The sequence below is a fragment of the Helicobacter pylori genome, assembly GCF_017594925.1.
GTDB lineage: Bacteria > Campylobacterota > Campylobacteria > Campylobacterales > Helicobacteraceae > Helicobacter > Helicobacter pylori_DP.
In genome coordinates this window covers 1-22,647 of the sequence record NZ_JAALNT010000014.1, presented here as the reverse complement: position 1 = coordinate 22,647, position 22,647 = coordinate 1, and the positions used below count along the sequence as shown (strand labels likewise).

Below are 22,647 nucleotides of genomic sequence, written 5' to 3'. Positions count from 1 at the left end.
TATAACTCTTTATTGTAATTTTTAAATTCGTTGAATGAATGAAAAAATAGGACACACCACCAAAGGATTGATAAGTATCCAAAAACCTAAATTTTGAAAGACAAAGCGTTCCTAAAAAATAAGAACGCTTAAAGAAAAGGGTTACTTTTTCTTTTTTGTGTGGTGCATGTCTTTTCCATGCATGTCTTTCATCATTTTTTGGTGTTTTTCAAGAGCTTTTTTAACTCCCTCAGCGTATTTGGGGTCAGCTTTCTTGAAATGCTCCAATTGTTTATCCACAATTTCCTTATGGGTAACATGAGCTAAAGACTCTCCAATAGTGTCATGCAACCTTTCTTTTTCATCAGCTGGCAATGAGCGGTAGTAATCACCTGGTTGGGTGTAGTAATCGCTATCCTCAGCTCTGTAATCCCAATTCCACACTTCAAACTCTTTCTCAATATGAGCTAAGTTGAACTTAGGATCTCTCGCGCTCTTATCTTCTTTATAGCCAGGCAATGAGCTAGGCGTATAGTTTTGTAAAGAGCCGTAGTATCCGTTTTGCATGTAACCATCTCTGCTAGAAGAGTGGAACGGGCATCTTGGTTTATTGACCGGTATCTGAGGATAATTAACCCCTAAGCGGTAGCGGTGTGTGTCTCCATAAGAGAACAAGCGCCCTTGCAACATCCTATCAGGGCTATAGCCAATTCCAGGAACGACATTAGCCGGAGTGAATGCCGCTTGCTCCACTTCTGCAAAATAGTTTTCAGGATTTTTGTTCAACTCTACAATGCCCACTTCCATCAATGGATAATCTTTGAGATACCAAATTTTAGTCACATCAAACGGATGGAATCGATACTTTTTAGCATCTTCTTCTGGCATCACTTGAATGCTTAATTTCCATTTTGGGAAATCCCCTCTAGCGATCGCATTGAACAAATCCCTTTGATTGGAATCAGGATCATGCTTTCTGATTTCTGCAGCTTCTTCGTTAGTCAAGTGCTTAACGCCTTGCATGGTTTCAAAGTGGAATTTCACCCAAAAGCGTTCGCCTTTAGCGTTGATAAGACTGAAAGTGTGGCTACCAAAACCATCCATATGGCGGAAAGATTTAGGGATACCTCTATCGCTCATAACCCATGTTACTTGGTATAAGCTTTCAGGAACATTACTCCAAAAATCCCATACCATGTCAGGATTAGGCAAATTGGTTTGAGGATCTCGTTTTTGAGTGTGGATGAAATCAGGGAATTTGATCGCATCACGGATAAAGAAAACAGGCGTGTTGTTCCCTACCAAATCCCAGTTACCTTCTTCAGTGTAATACTTCATCGCAAAACCTCTAGGGTCTCTCACCGCATCCGCACTGCCTTTTTCCCCTGCCACAGTAGAAAATCTGAAAAAGCATTCTGTTTTTTTGCCCACTTTAGAGAAAATTTTCGCTTTAGTGTATTTAGTGATGTCTTTAGTCACGGTGAAAGTGCCATAAGCTCCGCTTCCTTTAGCATGCACTACCCTTTCAGGGATCCTTTCTCGATCAAACGCCGCTAACTTTTCCAAAAACCAAGTGCTTTGCAATAAAACAGGACCTCTAGGGCCAGCCGTAATCACATTGTTGTCATCCCAAACAGGAGTGCCAAAAGCAGTGGTTTGTTTCACATCTTTATTAACCATCTTCTTTCCTTTATTCCTTTATTTTAAATCTTCGTAATCTAACACTAAGCCGATTACTTGTGGTGATTATTACATAATTTGTTATACAAAGACTAACAAGATTCAATTTCCTTAAAAAATCCTTTTTTTAAGAATAAAAAACCCCCTTAAGTATTTCTATTTGTAACAATTAATGAAAATAAGAAAGATTAAAAACAAAATTTTATTTTTAATCTAGTTTTAATAATAATTATCATACTATTCTATCTCAATGCATTGACAGATTTTGTTTTTTTTTTTTTTTTGATTTTTATTTTTTAAATTTTCAGATTAAGGAGAGTTGTTTGATGTTTTTAAGATCATATCCAAAGCTTAGATACGCTTTATGTTTCCCCCTACTCGCTGATACTTGCTATAGCGAGGAGCACACTTTAAATAAGGTTACCACCCAAGCTAAAAGGATTTTCACTTACAACAATGAGTTTAAAGTAACTTCTAAAGAATTGGATCAACGCCAAAGCAATGAAGTCAAGGACTTGTTTAGGACTAACCCTGATGTGAATGTGGGCGGAGGGAGCGTGATGGGGCAGAAAATCTATGTGAGAGGTATTGAAGACAGGCTTTTAAGGGTTACGGTGGATGGGGCTGCACAAAATGGCAATATCTTCCACCACCAAGGCAACACCGTGATTGACCCTGGCATGCTCAAAAGCGTGGAAGTTACCAAAGGTGCAGCGAATGCGAGTGCAGGGCCAGGAGCGATCGCAGGAGTGATTAAAATGGAGACTAAAGGAGCGGCTGATTTTATCCCTAGGGGGAAAAATTATGCCGCGAGTGGGGCGGTGAGTTTTTATACTAATTTTGGGGATCGAGAAACTTTCAGATCGGCTTACCAAAGCGCGCATTTTGATATTATCGCTTACTACACGCACCAAAATATCTTCTACTATAGAAGCGGTGCTACAGCGACAAAAAACCTTTTCAATCCCACACAAGCCGATAAAGAGCCAGGAACTCCTAGCGAGCAAAACAACGCTTTAGTTAAAATGAATGGTTATTTGAGCGACAGAGACACGCTCACTTTCAGCTGGAACATGACACGAGATAACGCTACACGCCCTTTAAGGAGTAACGCTATAGGGTTAGCCTATCCTTGTGAAGCCCCTTTTAGCCCTGATAGCGACCAAGGGTGTCCTAATGTGTTGGATAGTTTCACAAGATACATGTATCACTCCATTAATAGCGCCAACAATCTTTCCTTACAATACAAAAGGGAAGCGGGAAATTCTTTTGGCGACCCACGATTAGATTTTACCCTTTATACAAGCATTAGAAACGCCAAGTTTGATCCCCTATTTGATCCTAATGGCGTTTATGCTAAATTCCCCACTTCTCAAGCGAGCGCATGGGAAAAAGAAAATTACCCATGCGTGGAAGGCGGGTATTGCACCCCAAGCTTTTCAGATGTGGATAAGCCAAGCTCACAGCCTAGGAATTTGTTTTTAAACAACACCGGGTTAAACCTTAAAGTCGCGCATGTGATTGATGAAGCCACAGACAGCCTTTTTGAATACGGATTCAACTACCAAAATTTAAGCGTTTTTGACGCTCGCATCCCTAAATCAGAATTATACAGGCCTAATCAAGTTTATACTGATGATAAAGGGCAAAAACAAATCGCTTGCTCTCTTGTGGATAATAACCCCAATGATCCTACTTTGTGCCAAAGAGGGAAAGCAAACGGGAATATTTATGGAGGCTATGTGCAAGCGAATTACTCGCCTCATAAAATCATCACTTTTGGAGCCGGGGTAAGGTGGGACGCATACACGCTTTATGATAAAGACTGGAATCACCGCTACACTCAAGGCTTTAGCCCTAGCGCAGCTCTTGTGATCAGTCCCATTGAGCCTTTATCTTTAAAAATCACTTATTCTCAAGTTACAAGGGGGGTTATGCCAGGAGATGGCGTGTATATGCGCCAAAACGATTTACGATACGCTAAAAATATCAAGCCTGAAGTGGGCTCTAACGCTGAATTTAATATTGATTATTCAAGCCAGTATTTTAGCGGGAGGGCTGCGGCGTTTTATCAAGCTTTGGATAATTTCATCTCACAATATGCGCAAAGTTTGATTGTAACCAATTTGAGTCAAGCGATTAGGATCTATGGCTATGAAGTGGGTGGGACTTTCAAATACAAAGGCGTGAGTTTGAATGTGGGGATCTCGCGCACTTGGCCCACCACTAGGGGGTATTTAATGGCGGACAGCTATGAGCTTGCCGCAAGCACCGGTAATGTTTTTATCATCAAATTGGATTACACCATCCCCAAAACAGGGATCAATCTTGCTTGGCTTAGCCGTTTTGTTACCGGTTTGGATTATTGCGGGTTTGATATTTACTTGCCTGATTACGGGACGGCTGAGAAACCCAAAACCCCTACCGATTTAGCCAAATGCGGATCCCAATTAGGGTTAGTGCATATGCATAAACCGGGCTATGGCGTGAGTAATTTTTATATCAATTGGAGTCCTAAAACCAAAAGCCGCTGGAAAGGTTTGTTGCTTTCAGCCGTGTTTAATAATGTTTTCAACAAATTCTATGTGGATCAAACAAGCCCTTATATCATGAGCCCGGACATGCCAGGCACTGACGCTGTTAAAAGAGCGATCGCAGAGCCTGGTTTTAACGCGCGTTTTGAAGTAGCTTACAAATGGTAGTTAGTGGGGCTTTAAGCGTTGCGCATGCGTGATAGCAACGGCTATCGCATCGCTAATATCCAAAGGCTTGATTTCGCTTGTGATGTTAAGCAAGCGTTTGACCATAAAGGCCACTTGCTCTTTAGTGGCTTTCCCGTTACCGGTCAGGGCTTTTTTGACTTGTAAGGGCGTGTATTCGCTGAAATTACCGATCCTTTCTAAAATCTTTAAAGACAACGCCCCCCTGAATTGCGCGAGTTTGATCACGCTTTTAGGGTTATACCCAAAGAAAATATCTTCAATCGCCACTTCATTAACTTCGTAACGATCCAATAAGCAATCTAAGGCTTCTATCAAGTCTAAAATCTGTTCTTGCAAGCGTGTCGTGGTGATATTAATGAACCCGGCCGTGATTAAAGAAAGCTTGTTAGAAGTGTGAGAAACGATAGCATACCCGCATTTCCTACTGCCCGGATCTATTCCTAAAATACGCATCAACCATTCCTGTTTGTTTATCGCAAGGTTTAAAAAACGCTATTATTATATCCATGTTTCTTGTGAGCGCAAAATACAAGATTGCATTAAGAACTTTTAAAAAATTTAGCATATAAATAAGGGAGCAATAAATGAAAGCAAACACAATCATATTAGTAGATTGGGAGAATTTCAGGCGCGATATTAAACAAACAAAATGCGTTAATTATAATATCGCTTTAGATGTGATCGTTACTATTAGGGCTTTTTTACTAGATGATGAGAGAATCAGTCGTATTTACTTTTATACCACCCCACCCTTTGATTTTGAACATGCGTTATGGGATAAGAGGAATGACACCCTCCAAAATGAAAAAAATCCGGGAACAGAAATGAAAATCTTCACAAGCAACGACATTGAAGAGATCTTACAAAGCAGTGAAGCGACTAAATGGGAGAAGATTTATAGCGATGTGGAAAATTTCCAACACGATCTAGCTTCATTGGATCAAGTGGAATTGAGATTGGGGAGGACTAAGTTAAACGCAATAAGAGTGGAGTTTGATGGGAGTTATAAGGCGTTATTAGAACAAAAGCAGGTGGATATGCTCATGGGTCTTGACATTCAAAGAATAGCCTTTAAAAAAATAGCCGATAGGATTCTTATATTTTCAAAAGATACGGATTTAATCCCCGCGCTCAAATTAGCCAGAGATGAGGGGCTAAGGGTGGATATTGCCTATTTGTCTAACCGATTGTCTCTCCTTAGCCAGGATTTGAAATACAATTCGGATAAAGTGAGGAAATTGAGCAGTAACGAAGTCAAAGACAAGCTTTTTTTAATCAGAGAGAATCTCACTAAAACCAACTGGGCTTTAAGCTAAAAAATCAACGAAGTTCTAGTAACGATGCAAACAGAGTAACCGAAATTTCTTTTTTTAAAAATTAAAGAAATAAAACAAGGAGCTAGTCCAACCCGATTAATTTAAAAAATACCAAAGATCTGACCAATTAATAATCCTCTTCTTTGGGTTGTGGGAGTTTAAAATGGAGGGTCTTACTGCCCTTATCGGTTCGGATTTTAATCTCCATGAGATTCTTGCAATCGTGTTCTGTTGTCAGAGACTCTCCAAATTTAAGCTTGAGCATAGCGGTTTTTTTGTCTGTGAGTTCTTGGAGTTTTTTTGCACTTGTGGGAGTTGTTCGTTTATACCATTCATTTCGGCTAGAGCAGATTTGTTCTCATCTAAAAACTCTTTAACCTTATTTTGCCATTCTTCAATTGATTGTTCAATAGAACTTAAAAGGCTTTTTTAAGGGATTCAAAATCAAGATCATTATCCCAAGTATAAGAATCTTTATGTTCATTGAGCCATTAACGCCGAATAATCGTCAATATCTTTTACATCTTTGTAGTATTTTTGAAAATTAGCGATTTCATTTTGATACTCTTGGATCGTTTTTTCATTGTCAGCGATGGACTCTTCATCACGATCAAGCTCCTCGAACAATTCAGGCACTCTTTCTTCAAGGTCTTCTAAATCTTTTTGAATTTTTTCCAAATCCTTACTTCAATAAAGTCAATAATACTTTAGCACTTGTCTTCATTTTGCGATTGCTTTTTTACCTTAATTTAGAATGTAAAATACCAAGTCCCTTTGTCAGTTTTGACGCTAACTTCTTTGACATGCCGACAACTATTAACAGGAAAACTAAACCCATAACTATTGCCAAACCCTAGCTTTCACCAATCTTTATACGCCTACAATTCCCACGATTAATTTTTGCACTCACTATAACAATGTTATCAACATTTGAAATTATACTTATTTTATAAAAGTAGATAGGGAGTCCCATCAATGGATCTAGCTCAATGTATTCAGTCATTTCAACATCTATTGGTGGTTTTACACCAAGCGCTTCTAATATCTTTTTGTATTATTATCATTGCACCCAACGAACAAGACAAGACCAAACACCACCATCAATACTAAGCTCGCTCTTTTTATCATACCCACATTAAAACCTTTTATTGTAAGTTTTATCTCAAATAGTTTGAGTATAGTAGACTTAGCTTAAGCGAGTTCTAAAAATTTTAGGGCTGTTGGAGGTGGTTGGGCCTTAAAAAGCACATTAACCTTGGCAAATTCTTGGTAACAACTTGCGTTTTAGTCTTTGGCATGTTGAACATTAAAAGCACTAAGCTACTATCATTTACGATAGGATGAGTCGCTTTATCAAAATTAAGGTTTTTAGCAACGATATTTTTTTAATGAATAGATGCTATCGGCTTCTAACTTGTTGTCTAATTCTTTCAACTTTGCTTCATTAGGCGTTTGTTTGGTACTCCGTAATGCTTGATTAAAATTTTTCTAGCTCCCGCATGCCTTGTGCCTTGATCTAAAATGTAAAGATCGTTTAAATCTATCTTTTTAATCTCGCCTTTGTCTAATTCTCCTTTAAAAACCTTTAAAACTTGTTGCTGTTCTTTAGTAAGCTTGCTTTCATCAATCTTTTGCAATTCTTGTAAGGCTTTTTCGTATTTAGTGGCTTTCTCTTTGATCTCTTCGCTCGCTTGTTTAACGCCATTATTAAGCTCTTCAATGATTTTAAGCGTGTTGTTGCTAAAGTGGGATTTTTGCGCGCTTAATTCTAAATTCTTACTAGGTTTTTAGCGAGCGGATACTAAAAAGCTTTTTTTAAGAGCGCAGTTGTTGTAAGGCTTCTTTAATCGCTGCTTCTATACTGAGATGGGGTTTTAGGGTTTTTAAAACTTTATTGATTTCAGCGCTTTTAAAGCCCAAACTCTCTAAGGCTAAAAAGACTTCATTATGCATGGGTTTTGTTTCATCTTGAATGAAAAAACCAATCAAATCCACCATGATCTTATCAGCGAGCTTTTTGCCAATGCCTGGGACTTGCTGGAGTCTTTTGACTTCTTTAGTGGCGATAATGTTTTCAAATTCATTCGGCGAAAAGCTTGAAAGAATGGCTAAAGCGATACGCCCCCCTACCCCATTGATTTTTAAAAGCCTTTCAAAGAGGATTTTTTCGCTCTCTTCTAAAAACCCGTATAAAAGATGCGCATCTTCTTTAATGACTTGTAAGATTTTCAAACGCGCTTTTTGGCCCGCTTGGAGCAAAGCAGAAGTTCGCATAGAAACTTGCACCCCATAAACAACCCCTTGCACTTCTATATGCGCTTCTAAAGCAGAGATTTTTTCCACAACCCCTATCAAACCCACTATCATTTTATCCCTTTTTTATTTCTCGCTCTAGCCTTTTATAGCGCTTTTAGGGACTTTTTTGATTTTATGATCTTCATAGATCACATTCACGCTTTCATTATGGCTTAACATAGCACTCAAGTTGCTCACTTTAGGGTAATTGCGATGGTAGATCACGATATTTTCTTGCTTGAAAGGGTTTTTAGTCGTAATGCTTGCATGCTGGAAGCTGTTTTCTATGCTAATGAGTTTAGCGTAACATTCGTTATTGATTTTTTGCAATTCTAGCATTTGGGCTTTTAAGATTTTCAAACGCTTTAAGGCAAACATAAACTCGCTATAAGCGTCTTTCACGCTTTCTTGTTGCATTAAAGAGCGTTTGATTTCTTCGGTGGCGTTTTTAAGCTTTTCCATGATGGCTTGATGGTTTTTGACTAAATGGTTTAAGGACTGGTGCTGAGCGATGATTTTTTTGGATTTTAACCCTAACGCATTGAGTTTTTGTTTAGCGGTTTTCAATTCTTCTTGGTTTTCTCGCCCCCCAAAAGCGTAAAAAATAAAGCGGTTACCATTGCCATCCACCTCATCAATCCAACATTGCTTGGAAAAATACAGCTTGTTGTCGCTTTTGAGCTTTTCTAAAGCGATTTCTTTCGCATAGACCACACTCCCCGCGCTCGCTTCCACTTTAACGCTATTAGCATACACTTTAGCGCGCTCTAAATACTTGCACTCAAACTCTTTAGCGTAGCACACGCCCTTATGGTTAGTGATACGCGCTTGATTGGCATAGACATAGCTTTCAGGGTGGATTTGCCCCTCTATGGTAATTTCTTTAGCCACTAAGATCACATTCTTGCCCACATTGCCCTTAACGTTAATCGCGCTCGCTTCTAAAATGAGGTTAGAATCAATCGCATCGCTCAATTCATCTTTAGCTTGGATTTCTAAAACTAACCCGCTCTCCACTCCCCCTAAAAGATTAGGCGTTTCAATGGATTTGATCCCGTTTTTAAAGATAAAATTTTGCTTAGAAACCAAACGCCCTTTTTCCATTTTAACCCCTTGTAAGGCTTTGGAGTAATACACTAAAGCGTTATTTTCTTCTCTTTCTTCAAAAGCGTTTTTGTCATGCCCTATAGGGGTGGGCGAATGGGCAACTTTAGGCAATTCAATATAAAGGCCTTTAAGGTTACGGCCGTCTCTGCCTTGTTTGGGGTAATTCACGCAAGCGACTTTTTGATTTTCTTTAGCGATATAGTAATTTTCTTTAACAAACGATTCTTCTTGATCACTTAAAGGGATAGTATGGGTTGGAAGGTATTCTTCTTCTAGTAAAAAATGCGATTTTTCTTCTACATTAGGGATAAAGGTTAAAGAAGCGTATAAAATAAAGCGCTTATTTTGGGCTTCTTTTTGATATTTTCTCAATTCTGTTTTTAAATTTTCATACATTTGTGAAAGGTGGCGAAACACCACGCCTTGAAAGGCTAAACACTCTTTAATATACGCAAACATTTCTTGGTAATGCTCTTCAGTGTCTAGGACAATAAAACACTCGTCTAAAATAATTTCTATTTTGCTTAAATCTTCATCCACTTCCACTTCAAAAAAGCGCTTATAAGCGTTTGATTTGATTTTAATGTCGTGGGTTTGATAAAGGGTTAGCTCTTTTTTTTCATAGTATTCATCTTCTTCTAGTTGTTGCAATTCCCCACCAAAAGCCTCACTAAAATCGTCTTTAGCGCTGTTTTTGATAAAAATAGAAGTTTTTAAAATCTCAAACCATAGATCTTCTGTTTGTAATTTATTTTCAGCGGCCGCTTTTTTTAATTCTTTTTGAATGTCTTTGCACCGCTCAACTTTTATAGGGGCAAAACGCTCCAAGCTCATTTTTTAATCCTTAAATGGTATTATAAAGATTTAGAAAAAGGAATATGCTAACAAAAAAACACTGAAAATTAGGTAATAACTGCGACTGATATGCTAAAAAAAATATTTTTAACCAATAGCTTAGGGATTTTATGCTCTAGGATTTTTGGCTTTTTACGGGATTTGATGATGGCCAATATTCTAGGGGCTGGGGTGTATAGCGATATTTTCTTTGTGGCTTTCAAATTGCCTAATTTATTCAGGCGTATTTTTGCGGAGGGCTCTTTTTCTCAAAGCTTTTTACCAAGCTTCATACGAAGTTCCATTAAAGGGAGCTTTGCGGGTTTGGTGGGGCTTATTTTTTGTGGCGTTTTATTCATGTGGTGCTTATTAGTGGTGCTCAATCCCTTATGGCTCACCAAACTCCTAGCTTATGGCTTTGATGAAGAGACGCTCAAACTATGCGCCCCTATTGTAGCGATCAATTTTTGGTATCTTTTATTGGTGTTTATCACCACTTTTTTAGGCACGCTTTTACAATACAAACACAGATTTTTTGCCAGCGCTTATAGCGCAAGCTTACTCAATGTATGCATGATTTTAGCCCTTTTCATTTCCAAAGAAAAAACGCACTTAGAAGCACTGTATTATTTGAGCTATGGCGTGCTTTTAGGGGGCGTGGCTCAAATTTTATTGCACTTTTATCCTTTAGTGAAATTGGGCTTATTGAATTTATTATTTAAGGGGTTGTTGAGCTTTAAAACTAAAAACGCGCTCAAAAAAGAATACCGCTCTAAAAGGGCTAAAAAGGACCTAAAAGCGTTTTTCAAGCAATTCCTCCCAAGCGTCTTAGGCAATTCTAGCGCTCAGATCGCTTCTTTTTTAGACACCACAATCGCCTCTTTTCTAGCGAGCGGGAGCGTGTCTTATTTGTATTACGCTAATAGAGTCTTCCAGCTCCCTTTAGCGTTATTTGCTATCGCTATCTCTAGCGCCCTTTTCCCTAGCATTGCGATCGCCATTAAAAACAATCAGCAGGATTTAATCTTACAACGCTTGCAAAAGGCGTGGTTTTTTTTGGTGGGGGTTTTGCTTCTTTGCAGCATTGGGGGGATAATGTTAAGCAAAGAAATCACCGAGCTTTTATTTGAAAGGGGGCAGTTTAGCCCTAAAGACACCTTAATCACTTCGCAAGTCTTTTCGCTCTATCTTTTAGGCTTGCTCCCTTTTGGGCTAACCAAACTCTTTTCTTTGTGGCTTTATGCGAAATTAGAGCAAAAAAAAGCGGCTAAAATCTCTTTAATTTCGCTTTTTTTAGGCTTGGTGGCTTCTTTGAGTTTAATGCCTTTGTTAGGGGTTTTGGGTTTAGCGTTAGCGAATAGTTTGAGCGGGTTATTTTTATTTGTTTTAACGATAAAAGCGTTTGGCTTTCAATTATTCTTGGGTATAATCAAGAATTTAAAATCATGGCTTGTAATCTTTTTTCTCGCTTGCGTGGAAATCTTATTACTCTTAGCGTTCAAATCGTGGGTTACACATTTATATTTATTTTATTATTTTCAAGGTTTTTAAATGTTTATTTATGATACCAAATTAAAACAAAAAGTCCCTTTTGAGCCTTTAGTCCACAATAAGGCGAATATTTATGTGTGCGGGCCTACGGTGTATGATGACGCTCATTTAGGGCATGCCAGGAGCGCGATTGCTTTTGATTTGTTGAGGCGCACGCTTGAATTGAGCGGCTATGAAGTGATGTTAGTAAGGAATTTCACGGATATTGACGATAAGATCATCAACAAAGCCTTAAAAGAAAACAAAAGCATTCAAGAATTAAGCAGCATTTATATTGAATCTTACACGAGGGATTTGAACGCTTTGAACGTGAAACAACCCAGCCTAGAGCCTAAAGCGAGCGAGTATTTAGACGCTATGGTGCGCATGATTGAAACGCTTTTAGAAAAAAATTTCGCCTATCAAGTCTCTAATGGGGATATTTATTTAGACACGAGCAAGGATAAAGATTACGGCTCTTTGAGCGTGCATAATAGCAGCGTTGAATTTGGCCGTATTGGTTTGGTGCAAGAAAAACGGCTTGAGCAGGATTTTGTGTTATGGAAAAGCTATAAGGGGGATAATGATGTGGGCTTTGATAGCCCTTTAGGCAAAGGGCGCCCTGGTTGGCATATAGAATGCTCTAGCATGGTTTTTGAAACTTTAGCGCTCGCTAACGCCCCTTATCAAATTGACATCCATGCAGGCGGAGCGGATTTGTTATTCCCCCACCATGAAAATGAAGCGTGCCAAACCCGTTGCGCCTTTGGCGTGGAGATCGCTAAATACTGGATGCACAATGGCTTTGTGAATATCAATAATGAAAAAATGTCTAAAAGTTTAGGGAATAGTTTTTTTATTAAAGACGCTCTCAAAAACTATGATGGCGAGATTTTGCGCAATTATTTATTGGGGGTGCATTATCGCTCTGTTTTGAATTTCAATGAAGAAGACTTGTTAGTGAGTAAAAAACGCTTGGATAAAATCTATCGTTTGAAACAGCGCGTTTTAGGGACTTTAGGAGGAATAAATCCAAATTTTAAAAAAGAAATTTTAGAGTGCATGCAAGATGATTTAAACATTTCCAAAGCGTTGAGCGTTTTAGAAAGCATGCTTTCTTCCACGAATGAAAAACTGGATCAAAACCCCAAAAACAAGGCTTTAAAGGGTGAAATTTTAGCGAATTTGAAATTCATAGAAGAACTGCTTGGCATCGGGTTTAAAGACCCTAGCGCCTATTTCCAATTAGGCGTGAGCGAGAGCGAAAAACAAGAAATTGAAAACAAGATAGAAGAAAGAAAACGCGCCAAAGAGCAAAAAGATTTTTTAAAAGCCGATAGCATCAGAGAAGAGCTTTTACAACAAAAAATCGCTTTGATGGACACCCCACAAGGCACGATTTGGGAGAAGTTTTTTTAAACGCCTCCAATTTTACATTTTTACACATTCTAGCCACAAATTCTAGTAATATTGCTTTTTAATCTTGTTAAGTTTTATTTTCGTTTACTTTAATTTGATAGAAATTGAATATTGGTTGTAGATACTATATATTTATAGCCTTAATCGTAAATGCAACAGAAATTTTCTAGTCTAAAGTCGCACCCTTTGTGCAAAAATCGTTTTACAAAAAGAAAGGAAGAAAATGGAAATACAACAAACACACCGCAAAATGAATCGCCCTTTAGTTTCTCTCGTTTTAGCAGGAGCGTTGATTAGCGCCATACCGCAAGAGAGTCATGCCGCCTTTTTCACGACCGTGATCATTCCAGCCATTGTTGGGGGCATCGCTACAGGCACCGCTGTAGGAACGGTCTCAGGGCTTCTTAGTTGGGGACTCAAACAAGCCGAAGAAGCGAATAAAACCCCAGATAAACCCGATAAAGTTTGGCGCATTCAAGCAGGAAAAGGCTTTAATGAATTCCCTAACAAGGAATACGACTTATACCAATCCCTTTTATCCAGTAAGATTGATGGAGGTTGGGACTGGGGGAACGCCGCTAGGCATTATTGGGTCAAAGGCGGGCAGCAGAACAAGCTTGAAGTGGATATGAAAGACGCTGTAGGGACTTATAAACTATCAGGGCTAAGAAACTTTACTGGTGGGGATTTAGACGTGAATATGCAAAAAGCCACTTTGCGTTTGGGCCAATTCAATGGCAATTCTTTCACAAGCTATAAGGATAGCGCTGATCGCACCACGAGAGTGAATTTCAACGCTAAAAATATCTCAATTGAAAATTTTGTAGAAATCAACAATCGTGTGGGTTCTGGAGCTGGGAGGAAAGCCAGCTCTACGGTTTTGACTTTGCAAGCTTCAGAAGGGATCACTAGCAGTAAAAATGCGGAAATTTCTCTTTATGATGGCGCCACGCTCAATTTGGCTTCAAACAGCGTTAAATTAAATGGTAATGTGTGGATGGGCCGTTTGCAATACGTGGGAGCGTATTTGGCCCCTTCATACAGCACAATCAACACTTCAAAAGTGACAGGGGAAGTGGATTTTAACCATCTCACTGTGGGGGATCAAAACGCCGCTCAAGCAGGCATTATCGCTAGTAACAAGACTCATATTGGCACACTGGATTTGTGGCAAAGCGCGGCGCTAAACATTATCGCCCCTCCAGAAGGCGGTTATAAGGATAAACCTAAGGATAAACCTAGTAACACCACGCAAAATAATGCTAACAACAACCAACAAAACAGCGCTCAAAACAATAGTAACACTCAGGTCATTAACCCACCCAATAGCGCGCAAAAAACAGAAATCCAACCCACGCAAGTCATTGATGGGCCTTTTGCTGGCGGCAAAGACACGGTTGTCAATATTGATCGCATCAACACTAACGCTGATGGCACGATTAGAGTGGGAGGGTATAAAGCTTCTCTTACCACCAATGCGGCTCATTTGCATATCGGCAAAGGCGGTGTCAATCTGTCCAATCAAGCGAGCGGGCGCTCTCTTTTAGTGGAAAATCTAACTGGGAATATCACCGTTGATGGGCCTTTAAGAGTGAATAATCAAGTGGGTGGTTATGCTTTGGCAGGCTCAAGCGCGAATTTTGAGTTTAAGGCTGGTACGGATACCAAAAACGGCACAGCCACTTTTAATAACGATATTAGTCTGGGAAGATTTGTGAATTTAAAGGTGGATGCTCATACAGCTAATTTTAAAGGTATTGATACGGGTAATGGTGGTTTCAACACCTTAGATTTTAGTGGTGTTACAGACAAAGTCAATATCAACAAGCTCATTACGGCTTCCACTAATGTGGCCGTTAAAAACTTCAACATTAATGAATTGTTGGTTAAGACCAATGGGGTGAGCGTGGGGGAATACACTCATTTTAGCGAAGATATAGGCAGTCAATCGCGCATCAATACCGTGCGTTTGGAAACTGGCACTAGGTCAATCTTTTCTGGGGGTGTCAAATTTAAAAGCGGCGAAAAACTAGTTATCAATGAGTTTTACTATAGCCCTTGGAATTATTTTGACGCTAGAAATGTTAAAAATGTTGAAATCACCAGAAAATTCGCTTCTTCAACCCCAGAAAACCCTTGGGGCACATCAAAGCTCATGTTTAATAATCTAACCCTGGGTCAAAATGCGGTCATGGACTATAGTCAATTTTCAAATTTAACCATTCAGGGGGATTTTATCAACAATCAAGGCACTATCAACTATCTGGTCCGAGGCGGGAAAGTGGCAACCTTAAATGTAGGCAATGCAGCAGCTATGATGTTTAATAATGATATAGACAGCGCGACCGGATTTTACAAACCGCTCATCAAGATTAACAGCGCTCAAGATCTCATTAAAAATACAGAGCATGTGTTAGTGAAAGCGAAAATCATTGGTTATGGTAATGTTTCTACAGGTACCAATGGCATTAGTAATGTTAATCTAGAAGAACAATTCAAAGAGCGCCTAGCCCTTTATAACAACAATAACCGCATGGATACTTGTGTGGTGCGAAATACTGATGACATTAAAGCATGCGGTATGGCTATCGGCGATCAAAGCATGGTGAACAACCCTGACAATTACAAGTATCTTATCGGTAAGGCATGGAAAAATATAGGGATCAGCAAAACAGCTAATGGCTCTAAAATTTCGGTGTATTATTTAGGCAATTCTACGCCTACTGAGAATGGTGGCAGTACCACAAATTTACCCACAAACACCACTAATAATGCGCGTTCTGCTAACTACGCCCTCGTAAAGAACGCTCCTTTCGCTCACAGCGCCACTCCTAATTTAGTCGCTATCAATCAGCATGATTTTGGCACTATTGAAAGCGTGTTTGAATTGGCTAACCGCTCTAAGGATATTGACACGCTCTATACTCATTCAGGCGCGCAAGGCAGGAATCTCTTGCAAACCTTATTGATTGATAGCCATGATGCGGGTTATGCCAGACAAATGATTGATAACACAAGCACTAATGAGATCACCAAGCAATTGAATGCGGCCACTACCACTTTAAACAACATAGCCAGTTTAGAGCATAAAACCAGCGGCTTGCAAACTTTGAGCTTGAGTAATGCGATGATTTTAAATTCTCGTTTAGTCAATCTCTCCAGAAGGCACACCAACAATATTGACTCGTTCGCTCAACGCTTACAAGCTTTAAAAGACCAAAGATTCGCTTCTTTAGAAAGCGCGGCGGAAGTGTTGTATCAATTTGCTCCTAAATATGAAAAACCCACCAATGTTTGGGCTAACGCTATTGGGGGAGCGAGTTTGAATAGCGGTGGCAACGCTTCATTGTATGGCACAAGCGCCGGCGTAGATGCTTACATTAATGGGAATGTGGAAGCCATTGTGGGCGGGTTTGGAAGCTATGGTTATAGCTCTTTTAGCAATCAAGCGAACTCTCTTAACTCTGGGGCCAATAACGCTAATTTTGGCGTGTATAGCCGTTTCTTTGCCAACCAGCATGAATTTGATTTTGAAGCTCAAGGGGCGCTAGGGAGCGATCAATCAAGCTTGAATTTCAAAAGCGCTCTATTACAAGATTTGAATCAAAGCTATAATTACTTAGCCTATAGCGCTGCAACAAGAGCGAGCTATGGTTATGACTTCGCGTTTTTTGGGAACGCTTTAGTGTTAAAACCAAGCGTGGGCGTGAGCTATAACCATTTAGGTTCAACCAACTTTAAAAGCAACAGCAATCAAAAAGTGGCTTTGAAAAATGGCTCTAGCAGTCAGCATTTATTCAACGCTAGCGCCAATGTGGAAGCGCGCTATTATTATGGGGACACTTCATACTTCTATATGAACGCTGGAGTTTTACAAGAGTTCGCTCACTTTGGATCGAATGATGTGGCGTCTTTAAACACCTTTAAAGTGAATACCGCTCGCAACCCTTTAAATACTCATGCGAGAGTGATGATGGGTGGGGAATTAAAATTAGCTAAAGAAGTGTTTTTGAATTTGGGCTTTGTTTATTTGCACAATTTGATTTCCAATATAGGCCATTTCGCCTCCAATTTAGGAATGAGGTATAGTTTCTAACACCACTCTAAAACCCATGCTTTTGGCATGGGGGGTGATGAGTTTAAAAAATATAACTAGGGGGAGTGTGTTTGCAAACCAACCCCAAATAAGGGGTTAGCCTTCAAAATGAACTCCGCTAACGCAAACAAAAAGACTCTAGCTTTTTAAAAATCTTAAACAAAACGTATTGTATAAGGAATTTTTTATTCAGCCTGGTGTTTAAAAATTCAAAAAAACTCTTTTTGTTGTGGTTATTGAGTTCAGTAAAAGTTTCAATTTTACCCACTAAATCCTCAAAAACCAAAGAATCAAAAGAAGTTTTAAAAGCTACTTGGTGCCATTCTTTAGAATACGGGTAGCCAAAATGCTTCCAAGGCTTTTCATCAGCATAAAAATGCAACATGCAAGCATCAGATTTTTTAGGTATCATCCTTGTCCCAACCATGCGTGGATGGACATTATACTTGCAAGGCATTTCTAAAATACACCCTTGACAAACAAGCACGAATAAATCTTGCTCTGGCAACAACAGCCCTTCATCTCGTGTTTTAAAAAAATCAATCAGCTTTTCTTCCAAATGACTCTCCCTCCACAACGCCAAATTGACCAACATAAAACCTACATTAAAAGGGTTTTCATATAGAATTCCCACTTCTTGAAAGGTTAGGCTTTTATGGTTGAGTCTGACACCCATTCCCTTAGACCAATTAAGCCGAGATACAAACAAATCATTAGCGCTATGAATGCCAATCAATGAAAGGTCTTCTTTAGTCGCTCCAAAATACTCTCCATCCATAGGGATAAAAAAGCTCTCGCTAATATCGCCCACAAACAAAGTATCCACATCAAACATGATTATTTTTTCGTATTGAGGGAAAATACTCGCTAGCAACAAACGGCATAAAATCATTTTAGAAAAACGCTTTTTAGCGAAAGGATTGAGTCTTAAGAAAAGTTGAGAAGCCAATTTAAAAGGGTAAGCGTCATTCTTTGAAATATCACAAAATTCAATACCAGAAAACGCGCTAAAGGGGGCTATAGTTCGCTTTAATTTTTCTATATTTTCAGTGCTCAAATTATCCACTAAACAATGGATTTGATAAAAGAGTTTTACCCCATCTCTTTCTTGCGCGCAAGAAGAAAGCATAGAGTATAAACTCACACCAGCAGGGATGCAATAATTATTGTCAAAAGCGACTACTATAGGGATAGTTTGAAATGAGGGGGGGGGTAACAGATGTGCTAATTTTCATATAAACTCCTTGAAAATAAAAATAAACGAAACATTATAACTCAAAATCCCCTATTTTCAACCCCTACAACGCATACACCACAAGCTTATCATCATGCCAGATCGCTTCTAAGGGAGTGTCATAAAGCACGCTTAAATTGTGTGAAGTCATAGCGATTGGCGTGGAAGCTTGCAAAAAAAGTTTTTTATCTTTGAGCATGACCACATGCGTGGAGTGTCTGGCAACCAAATTCGGGTCATGGATATTGACTAAAACGCTCAATTCTCGCTTTTTCATCTCATCTTTAATCGCATCAAAAAAAAGGGCTTGGTTTTTTAAATCTAAAGCGCTCGTAGGCTCATCTAGTAACAACAAGGGCGTTCTTTGCAACAAACTTCTGGCTAAAAGCACCATTTGCCTTTGACCGCCGGACAAATCATTGATGCCTTGATCTTTTAAAGACTCTAAATCCAAGCGCTCTAAAACGCTAGTGGCTTCTTTAATGTGCTTAGCTTTAGGCATAGCGAATAGATTCAAATGCGTCGCTTTCCCCATTAAGACAAAATCCAACACGCTGAAATTAAACGCATAATATTCCACTTGGGGGATATAAGCGATTAGTTTGGCTTTTTCATAAGGCTTTAAGGGTAAAATATCTTTGTTGCACGCTTTAATTTCGGTTTCTTCTAAAGGCTTCAAAAGCCCTAAAAGGCATTTTAAAAGCGTGGTTTTACCCGAGCCATTAGGCGCTAAAATGCTGGTGATGCTGTTTTTTGGCACGCTAAAACTCAACTTGTCTAAAATGAGTTTTTGAGAATATTTAAAGGATAGGTTTTTAACTTCTAAGACCATCACACCCCCCTAGTCCTGAATAAAAGCCACAAGAAGAAAGGCGCTCCTAAAACGCTTGTCGCAATGCCTACCGGTAAATCATAGGGGGTAATGGTTTTAGCCACCACATCCGCTAAAAGCAAGAAAAACGCCCCCATTAACAAAGAGCTTAAAAGCAATTTTTGTAAATTCGCCCCAAAAAACAACCTCGCCACATGCGGAATGACCAACCCAATCCAGCCGATCGTGCCGGACACGCTCACCGCTAAAGCGCTCGCAACGCTCACGCACACCAAACAAAGCGATCGCAACAGCACGGGATTAATCCCCAAACTCAAACTTTGCGCATCGCTCAAGCTCAATAAATTAATACGCCACCTTAACAAAAAGAGCGGGACAAAGCCTAAAGATAGCCCTATGAAAGCGATCAAGCAATCCTTATAACTGCTCAAAGACAAGCTCCCTAAAAGCCACACGACAATCGCTTGCGCTTTTTGGGGGATCACAAAGAATTTGATCGCTCCAGCGAGCGCACTTAAAAACGCGCTCAACACCACCCCTGAAAGCACCAACGAAAGGACGGAATTACCCAAAACCCTATTCATCGCCAAAACAGCAAGGCTGGCTAAAATCGCCCCAAAAAACGCTAAAATCGCAATGTTAGACTCCACTACCGCTATCGCCATCGCCACGCCTAGCATCGCCCCGCTAGAAATCCCTAGTAAAAAAGGATCGACTAAGGGGTTTCTAAAAATCGTTTGCATCACCACCCCACTCCCGGACAAACTCGCTCCCACTAAAAGCGCTAAAATCACTCGTGGTAGTCGTATTTCTAAAATAATAACACTTAAAGAGCTCAGTTCTTCATTGTGCAAAAAGTGGTTTTTCACATTCAGGCACACTTCTTGCCATTCTTCCAAACTCAAGGACTCCCCTCCAAACAAAAGCACCACCACCGCTAAAATCACGCAAGCTAAGGCGATATGATAGGTTTTAAGCATCACGCTTCCTTTTAAGAACGATCAATCTGAACAAAGAATCATACCAACTGCTCGGGAGGATTCTATACAACGCTAGCAATAATTGGGTTTTTAAGCCGATCAAATAGCGGGCCTTGATTTTTTGACTCATGCTAAGAAAAACGATTTTTTGCGCCACGGCTTTAGGGCTTAGGGCGTTTTCATACACGCTCGCATAAAAAGTTTTAGCCGCATTCACTTCTAACGCATAAAGGCTATCTTCGCTCTCAAAATTCTCAACTGAAAAAGCGGTTTTCTCCCAATTGCTTTTCACCGGGCCTGGCTCAATCAAACACACTTGAACGTTAAAGGGTTTGAGCTCTAAACGCAAAGCATCGCTATAAGCTTCTAAGGCATGCTTACTCGCGCTGTAATGGCCTAAAAAGAGCATGCTCACACGCCCTGCTATGGAAGAAAGGTTAAAAATCTTAGAATGGGGCTTGTTTTTTAATAAGGGCAAACAGAGTTGCACCACTTCACAAAGGGCGAAAAAATTCACGCTAAATTGCTTTTTAACCTCTTCAATAGGCGTGTCTTCTACGCTCCCAAACACCCCATAACCGGCGGAATTGATCAAAACATCGCAATGATCTTCTTTAGCGCTGATGTTTGAAAACACTTCCTTTAAAGCGTTAGAATCGCTCACATCAATATCAACGCTCTCGCACAACGCATGGTTTAACGCTACGCACAAAGTCGCACGCCTAGAGAGCGCATAGACCTTATAGCCTTGATCTAACAGCATTAACGTGCACTCTAACCCAATCCCAGAACTCGCCCCAGTGATGATCGCCACCTTTTGGCTTTCTTTTTTCTCTTCTTTCTCTCCAACGCCCATTATCTAACGCTAACCCTCTTATTATTTTTATAATTCCTCTAATATTCACTTAATATTACTTAATTTTTACTAATATATAGTTCTTGGAATGTTTTTTACAAAAAACGTTTTTAACACCAATTTTAATTAAGGAGAAACAATGCCTCAAATACAATCATCGCATTCTAGCCATTTTGATTTTACTATAGACACAGCGGATCGCACTAAATTATTGATGAGCTATTTAGTCGTGCCTACAACCGCTAATTTCAACAACGTCATGCATGGGGGGGAATTATTGAATTTATTGGATAAAGTCGCTTATGTGTGTTCGACTCGTTATTGCACTAAAGGAACGGTCACTTTAAGCGTGGATGGGGTTACTTTTAAATACCCCATTCCTGTAGGGAATTTGCTCACTTTTTTAGCCAGCATCAATTACGTGGGGAACACTTCGTGCGAAGTGGGGATTAAGGTTTTGAGCGAAGACATTAAGACTCGTGAAATCACGCACACCAATTCATGCTATTTCACGATGGTGGCTGTGGAAAATGGCAAACCCACCCCCATGCCTAAATACGAGCCTAAAACAGAGGTTGAAATCCGCCGTTATGAAGGGGCTTTGAAGCGTAAAGAAATGCGCACACGAGGGTATTTAAAAAGCGGCAAACACGAGAATATTTAAAAAATAAAAAAGCGTGAGTGGCGTTTTAACCCTAAATTTTATCCCTAAAAAGGGGTAGTTGGTTTGAGCGGTTAGTTTAAGCGTTATAAGGGGTGTGGGTGGATTAAAACAGCTCGCTATGACTGCCTAGTCTTACTAAAAAGAGGGTGTTTTCTTGTTTTTTAATTTGACAGACAAGCAATAAATCCGGTTTTAGGTGGCATTCCCTAAAGTCTTTTAAAGCACCTTTGAGCGGGTGATCTCTATACTTGGGAGCTAGGGGTTGCTCTGTGGCTAAATTTCCAACCACTTCATACAAAAGCTTTAAATCAAACCCATTTTTAACAAGAATTTTAAGATCCTTATCAAATTTTTTACTGGTTTCAATCATCAGCATTTTTAAATCTCATTTACAAGTTTTCACAATGCTTCTTAAAATCCTCTATGCTTTTAAAACAAAGGCGGTTCTTAGTGTCCTTAGCCCTTGCTAAGATTTCTCGCTCTTCTTCTATGGTGTATCCATTTTCGGTTAAATAGAGCGCTTTAAATTGGAGCGCTTTTTTAATCCTTTGTTTTTGAGCTTGGATTTCTTTCAATTTTTCTAACGCTCTTTTTTGCTTTGCCTTGATAGAATTTAAAAAATTAAAAAGCTGTCTTTGGCTGTATTTTGTGTAATCTTTGTTGGTGGTGTTTGGCATGCTGATTCCTTTTATTAAAAATACCAATTCATTATAGCGCAAGCGATAGAGCGGTATTAAAAAGGCTAGAAAAATCAAAAACTTTGTTTTGTGAAAAAACTTAAAAAAACAGATGAAAAATCAGTGAAAAACTTAAAGATTAAAAGCGGATTGGGAAGTTAATGAAAAAATTAAAGATCAAAAGATTAAACGATCAAAAGATTAAAAAGAAGCGGATTGAAAAATCAGTGAAAAGATCAAAAGATCTGTTAGTAAAAAATTTTAAAAAAGTTTAAAAAAATAAAAGTTCTGTGAGTGAAAAATAATCGTTCTAGATTTGATTTTATAATAAAACGCATTTTCTTAAAGAGATAGGAAGTATTTGAAACCATTCTCCCCCTTTTAATCTCCAACTTAAACCCCCTATATAAAGAAGCGCTTTTTAA

Annotated in this window: 17 protein-coding genes and 2 pseudogenes; 6 read left to right on the top strand and 13 right to left on the bottom strand. The window is 39.2% G+C overall.

The genetic code is table 11. The features are described 5' to 3' along the window. Positions 1-141 precede the first annotated feature (141 nt). Positions 142-1,659 carry a catalase gene (locus tag G6069_RS05835; RefSeq protein ID WP_197293666.1) on the bottom strand — a complete coding sequence of 506 codons (1,518 nt, stop codon included), beginning with the start codon at positions 1,657-1,659 and terminating at the stop codon, positions 142-144. 326 nt (positions 1,660-1,985) lie between these two features. Between G6069_RS05835 and G6069_RS05830 the strand changes: the two genes are divergently transcribed. Further along, on the top strand, positions 1,986-4,361 hold the full coding sequence (locus G6069_RS05830; protein WP_197293665.1) for a TonB-dependent receptor: 2,376 nt from the start codon (positions 1,986-1,988) through the stop codon (positions 4,359-4,361). Here the strand turns inward: G6069_RS05830 and ruvC are convergent, their stop codons facing one another. Further along, entirely contained in the window at positions 4,362-4,835 is a 474-nt protein-coding gene (gene ruvC, locus G6069_RS05825) for a crossover junction endodeoxyribonuclease RuvC (protein ID WP_197293664.1), read from the bottom strand. Between the two features lie 131 nt (positions 4,836-4,966). Between ruvC and G6069_RS05820 the strand changes: the two genes are divergently transcribed. Beyond that, on the top strand, positions 4,967-5,698 hold the full coding sequence (locus G6069_RS05820; protein WP_197293663.1) for an NYN domain-containing protein: 732 nt from the start codon (positions 4,967-4,969) through the stop codon (positions 5,696-5,698). Between the two features lie 480 nt (positions 5,699-6,178). On the opposite strand, the gene G6069_RS05815 is transcribed toward G6069_RS05820, so the two are convergent. The 5 genes and pseudogenes from G6069_RS05815 to G6069_RS05795 form a co-directional block, all read right to left on the bottom strand. Continuing rightward, positions 6,179-6,376: a hypothetical protein gene (locus tag G6069_RS05815; protein WP_197293662.1), complete on the bottom strand. Its 198-nt coding sequence runs from the start codon at positions 6,374-6,376 to the stop codon at positions 6,179-6,181. 71 nt (positions 6,377-6,447) lie between these two features. After that, a pseudogene (locus G6069_RS07990) lies at positions 6,448-6,701 on the bottom strand (hypothetical protein). Positions 6,702-7,152: 451 nt separating this feature from the next. After that, positions 7,153-7,422: pseudogene (locus G6069_RS05805) on the bottom strand (DUF3519 domain-containing protein); the annotation flags it as partial. 91 nt (positions 7,423-7,513) lie between these two features. Next, complete coding sequence (ruvA, locus tag G6069_RS05800) at positions 7,514-8,065, bottom strand: Holliday junction branch migration protein RuvA (protein WP_197293661.1); 552 nt, start codon at positions 8,063-8,065, stop codon at positions 7,514-7,516. 24 nt (positions 8,066-8,089) lie between these two features. Then, positions 8,090-9,934, bottom strand: coding sequence for a FapA family protein (locus G6069_RS05795; protein WP_197293660.1), 1,845 nt, complete (start codon positions 9,932-9,934; stop codon positions 8,090-8,092). Positions 9,935-10,024: 90 nt separating this feature from the next. Here G6069_RS05795 and murJ point away from each other — a divergent pair, with 90 nt between their 5' ends. From murJ to G6069_RS05780, 3 genes are all read left to right on the top strand, one after another. After that, a complete protein-coding gene (murJ, locus tag G6069_RS05790) occupies positions 10,025-11,485 on the top strand; it encodes a murein biosynthesis integral membrane protein MurJ (protein WP_197293659.1) in 1,461 nt (486 codons plus the stop codon). Beyond that, positions 11,486-12,883 carry a cysteine--tRNA ligase gene (cysS, locus tag G6069_RS05785; RefSeq protein WP_197293658.1) on the top strand — a complete coding sequence of 466 codons (1,398 nt, stop codon included), beginning with the start codon at positions 11,486-11,488 and terminating at the stop codon, positions 12,881-12,883. A 223-nt stretch (positions 12,884-13,106) separates the two neighbouring features. Further along, complete coding sequence (locus G6069_RS05780; protein ID WP_197293657.1) at positions 13,107-16,979, top strand: vacuolating cyotoxin family protein; 3,873 nt, start codon at positions 13,107-13,109, stop codon at positions 16,977-16,979. Positions 16,980-17,097: 118 nt separating this feature from the next. Here G6069_RS05780 and G6069_RS05775 read toward each other — a convergent pair whose 3' ends face one another. From G6069_RS05775 to G6069_RS05760, 4 genes are all read right to left on the bottom strand, one after another. Next, entirely contained in the window at positions 17,098-18,108 is a 1,011-nt protein-coding gene (locus G6069_RS05775; RefSeq protein WP_231628079.1) for a glycosyltransferase family 8 protein, read from the bottom strand. 169 nt (positions 18,109-18,277) lie between these two features. Next, complete coding sequence (locus G6069_RS05770; RefSeq protein ID WP_000242354.1) at positions 18,278-19,045, bottom strand: ABC transporter ATP-binding protein; 768 nt, start codon at positions 19,043-19,045, stop codon at positions 18,278-18,280. Then, a complete protein-coding gene (locus G6069_RS05765) occupies positions 19,045-20,025 on the bottom strand; it encodes a FecCD family ABC transporter permease (RefSeq protein WP_197293656.1) in 981 nt (326 codons plus the stop codon). The genes G6069_RS05770 and G6069_RS05765 overlap by 1 nt, the downstream gene beginning before the upstream one ends. Then, a complete protein-coding gene (locus G6069_RS05760) occupies positions 20,018-20,881 on the bottom strand; it encodes an SDR family oxidoreductase (RefSeq protein WP_197293655.1) in 864 nt (287 codons plus the stop codon). Before G6069_RS05760 ends, G6069_RS05765 begins: the two co-directional genes overlap by 8 nt. Positions 20,882-21,020: 139 nt before the next feature. On the opposite strand from G6069_RS05760, the gene G6069_RS05755 reads away from it, so the two are divergent. After that, the gene (locus G6069_RS05755; protein ID WP_001135633.1) at positions 21,021-21,545 is read left to right on the top strand and encodes an acyl-CoA thioesterase; all 525 of its coding nucleotides are present in this window, start codon (positions 21,021-21,023) and stop codon (positions 21,543-21,545) included. A 103-nt stretch (positions 21,546-21,648) separates the two neighbouring features. Here G6069_RS05755 and G6069_RS05750 read toward each other — a convergent pair whose 3' ends face one another. Both G6069_RS05750 and G6069_RS05745 read right to left on the bottom strand, forming a co-directional pair. Then, on the bottom strand, positions 21,649-21,921 hold the full coding sequence (locus G6069_RS05750; RefSeq protein ID WP_197293654.1) for an HP0892 family type II toxin-antitoxin system mRNA interferase toxin: 273 nt from the start codon (positions 21,919-21,921) through the stop codon (positions 21,649-21,651). Positions 21,922-21,934: 13 nt separating this feature from the next. Further along, positions 21,935-22,222 (bottom strand): type II toxin-antitoxin system antitoxin, encoded by a 288-nt coding sequence (locus tag G6069_RS05745; protein ID WP_197293653.1) that lies wholly within the window; start codon positions 22,220-22,222, stop codon positions 21,935-21,937. Positions 22,223-22,647: the final 425 nt, after the last annotated feature.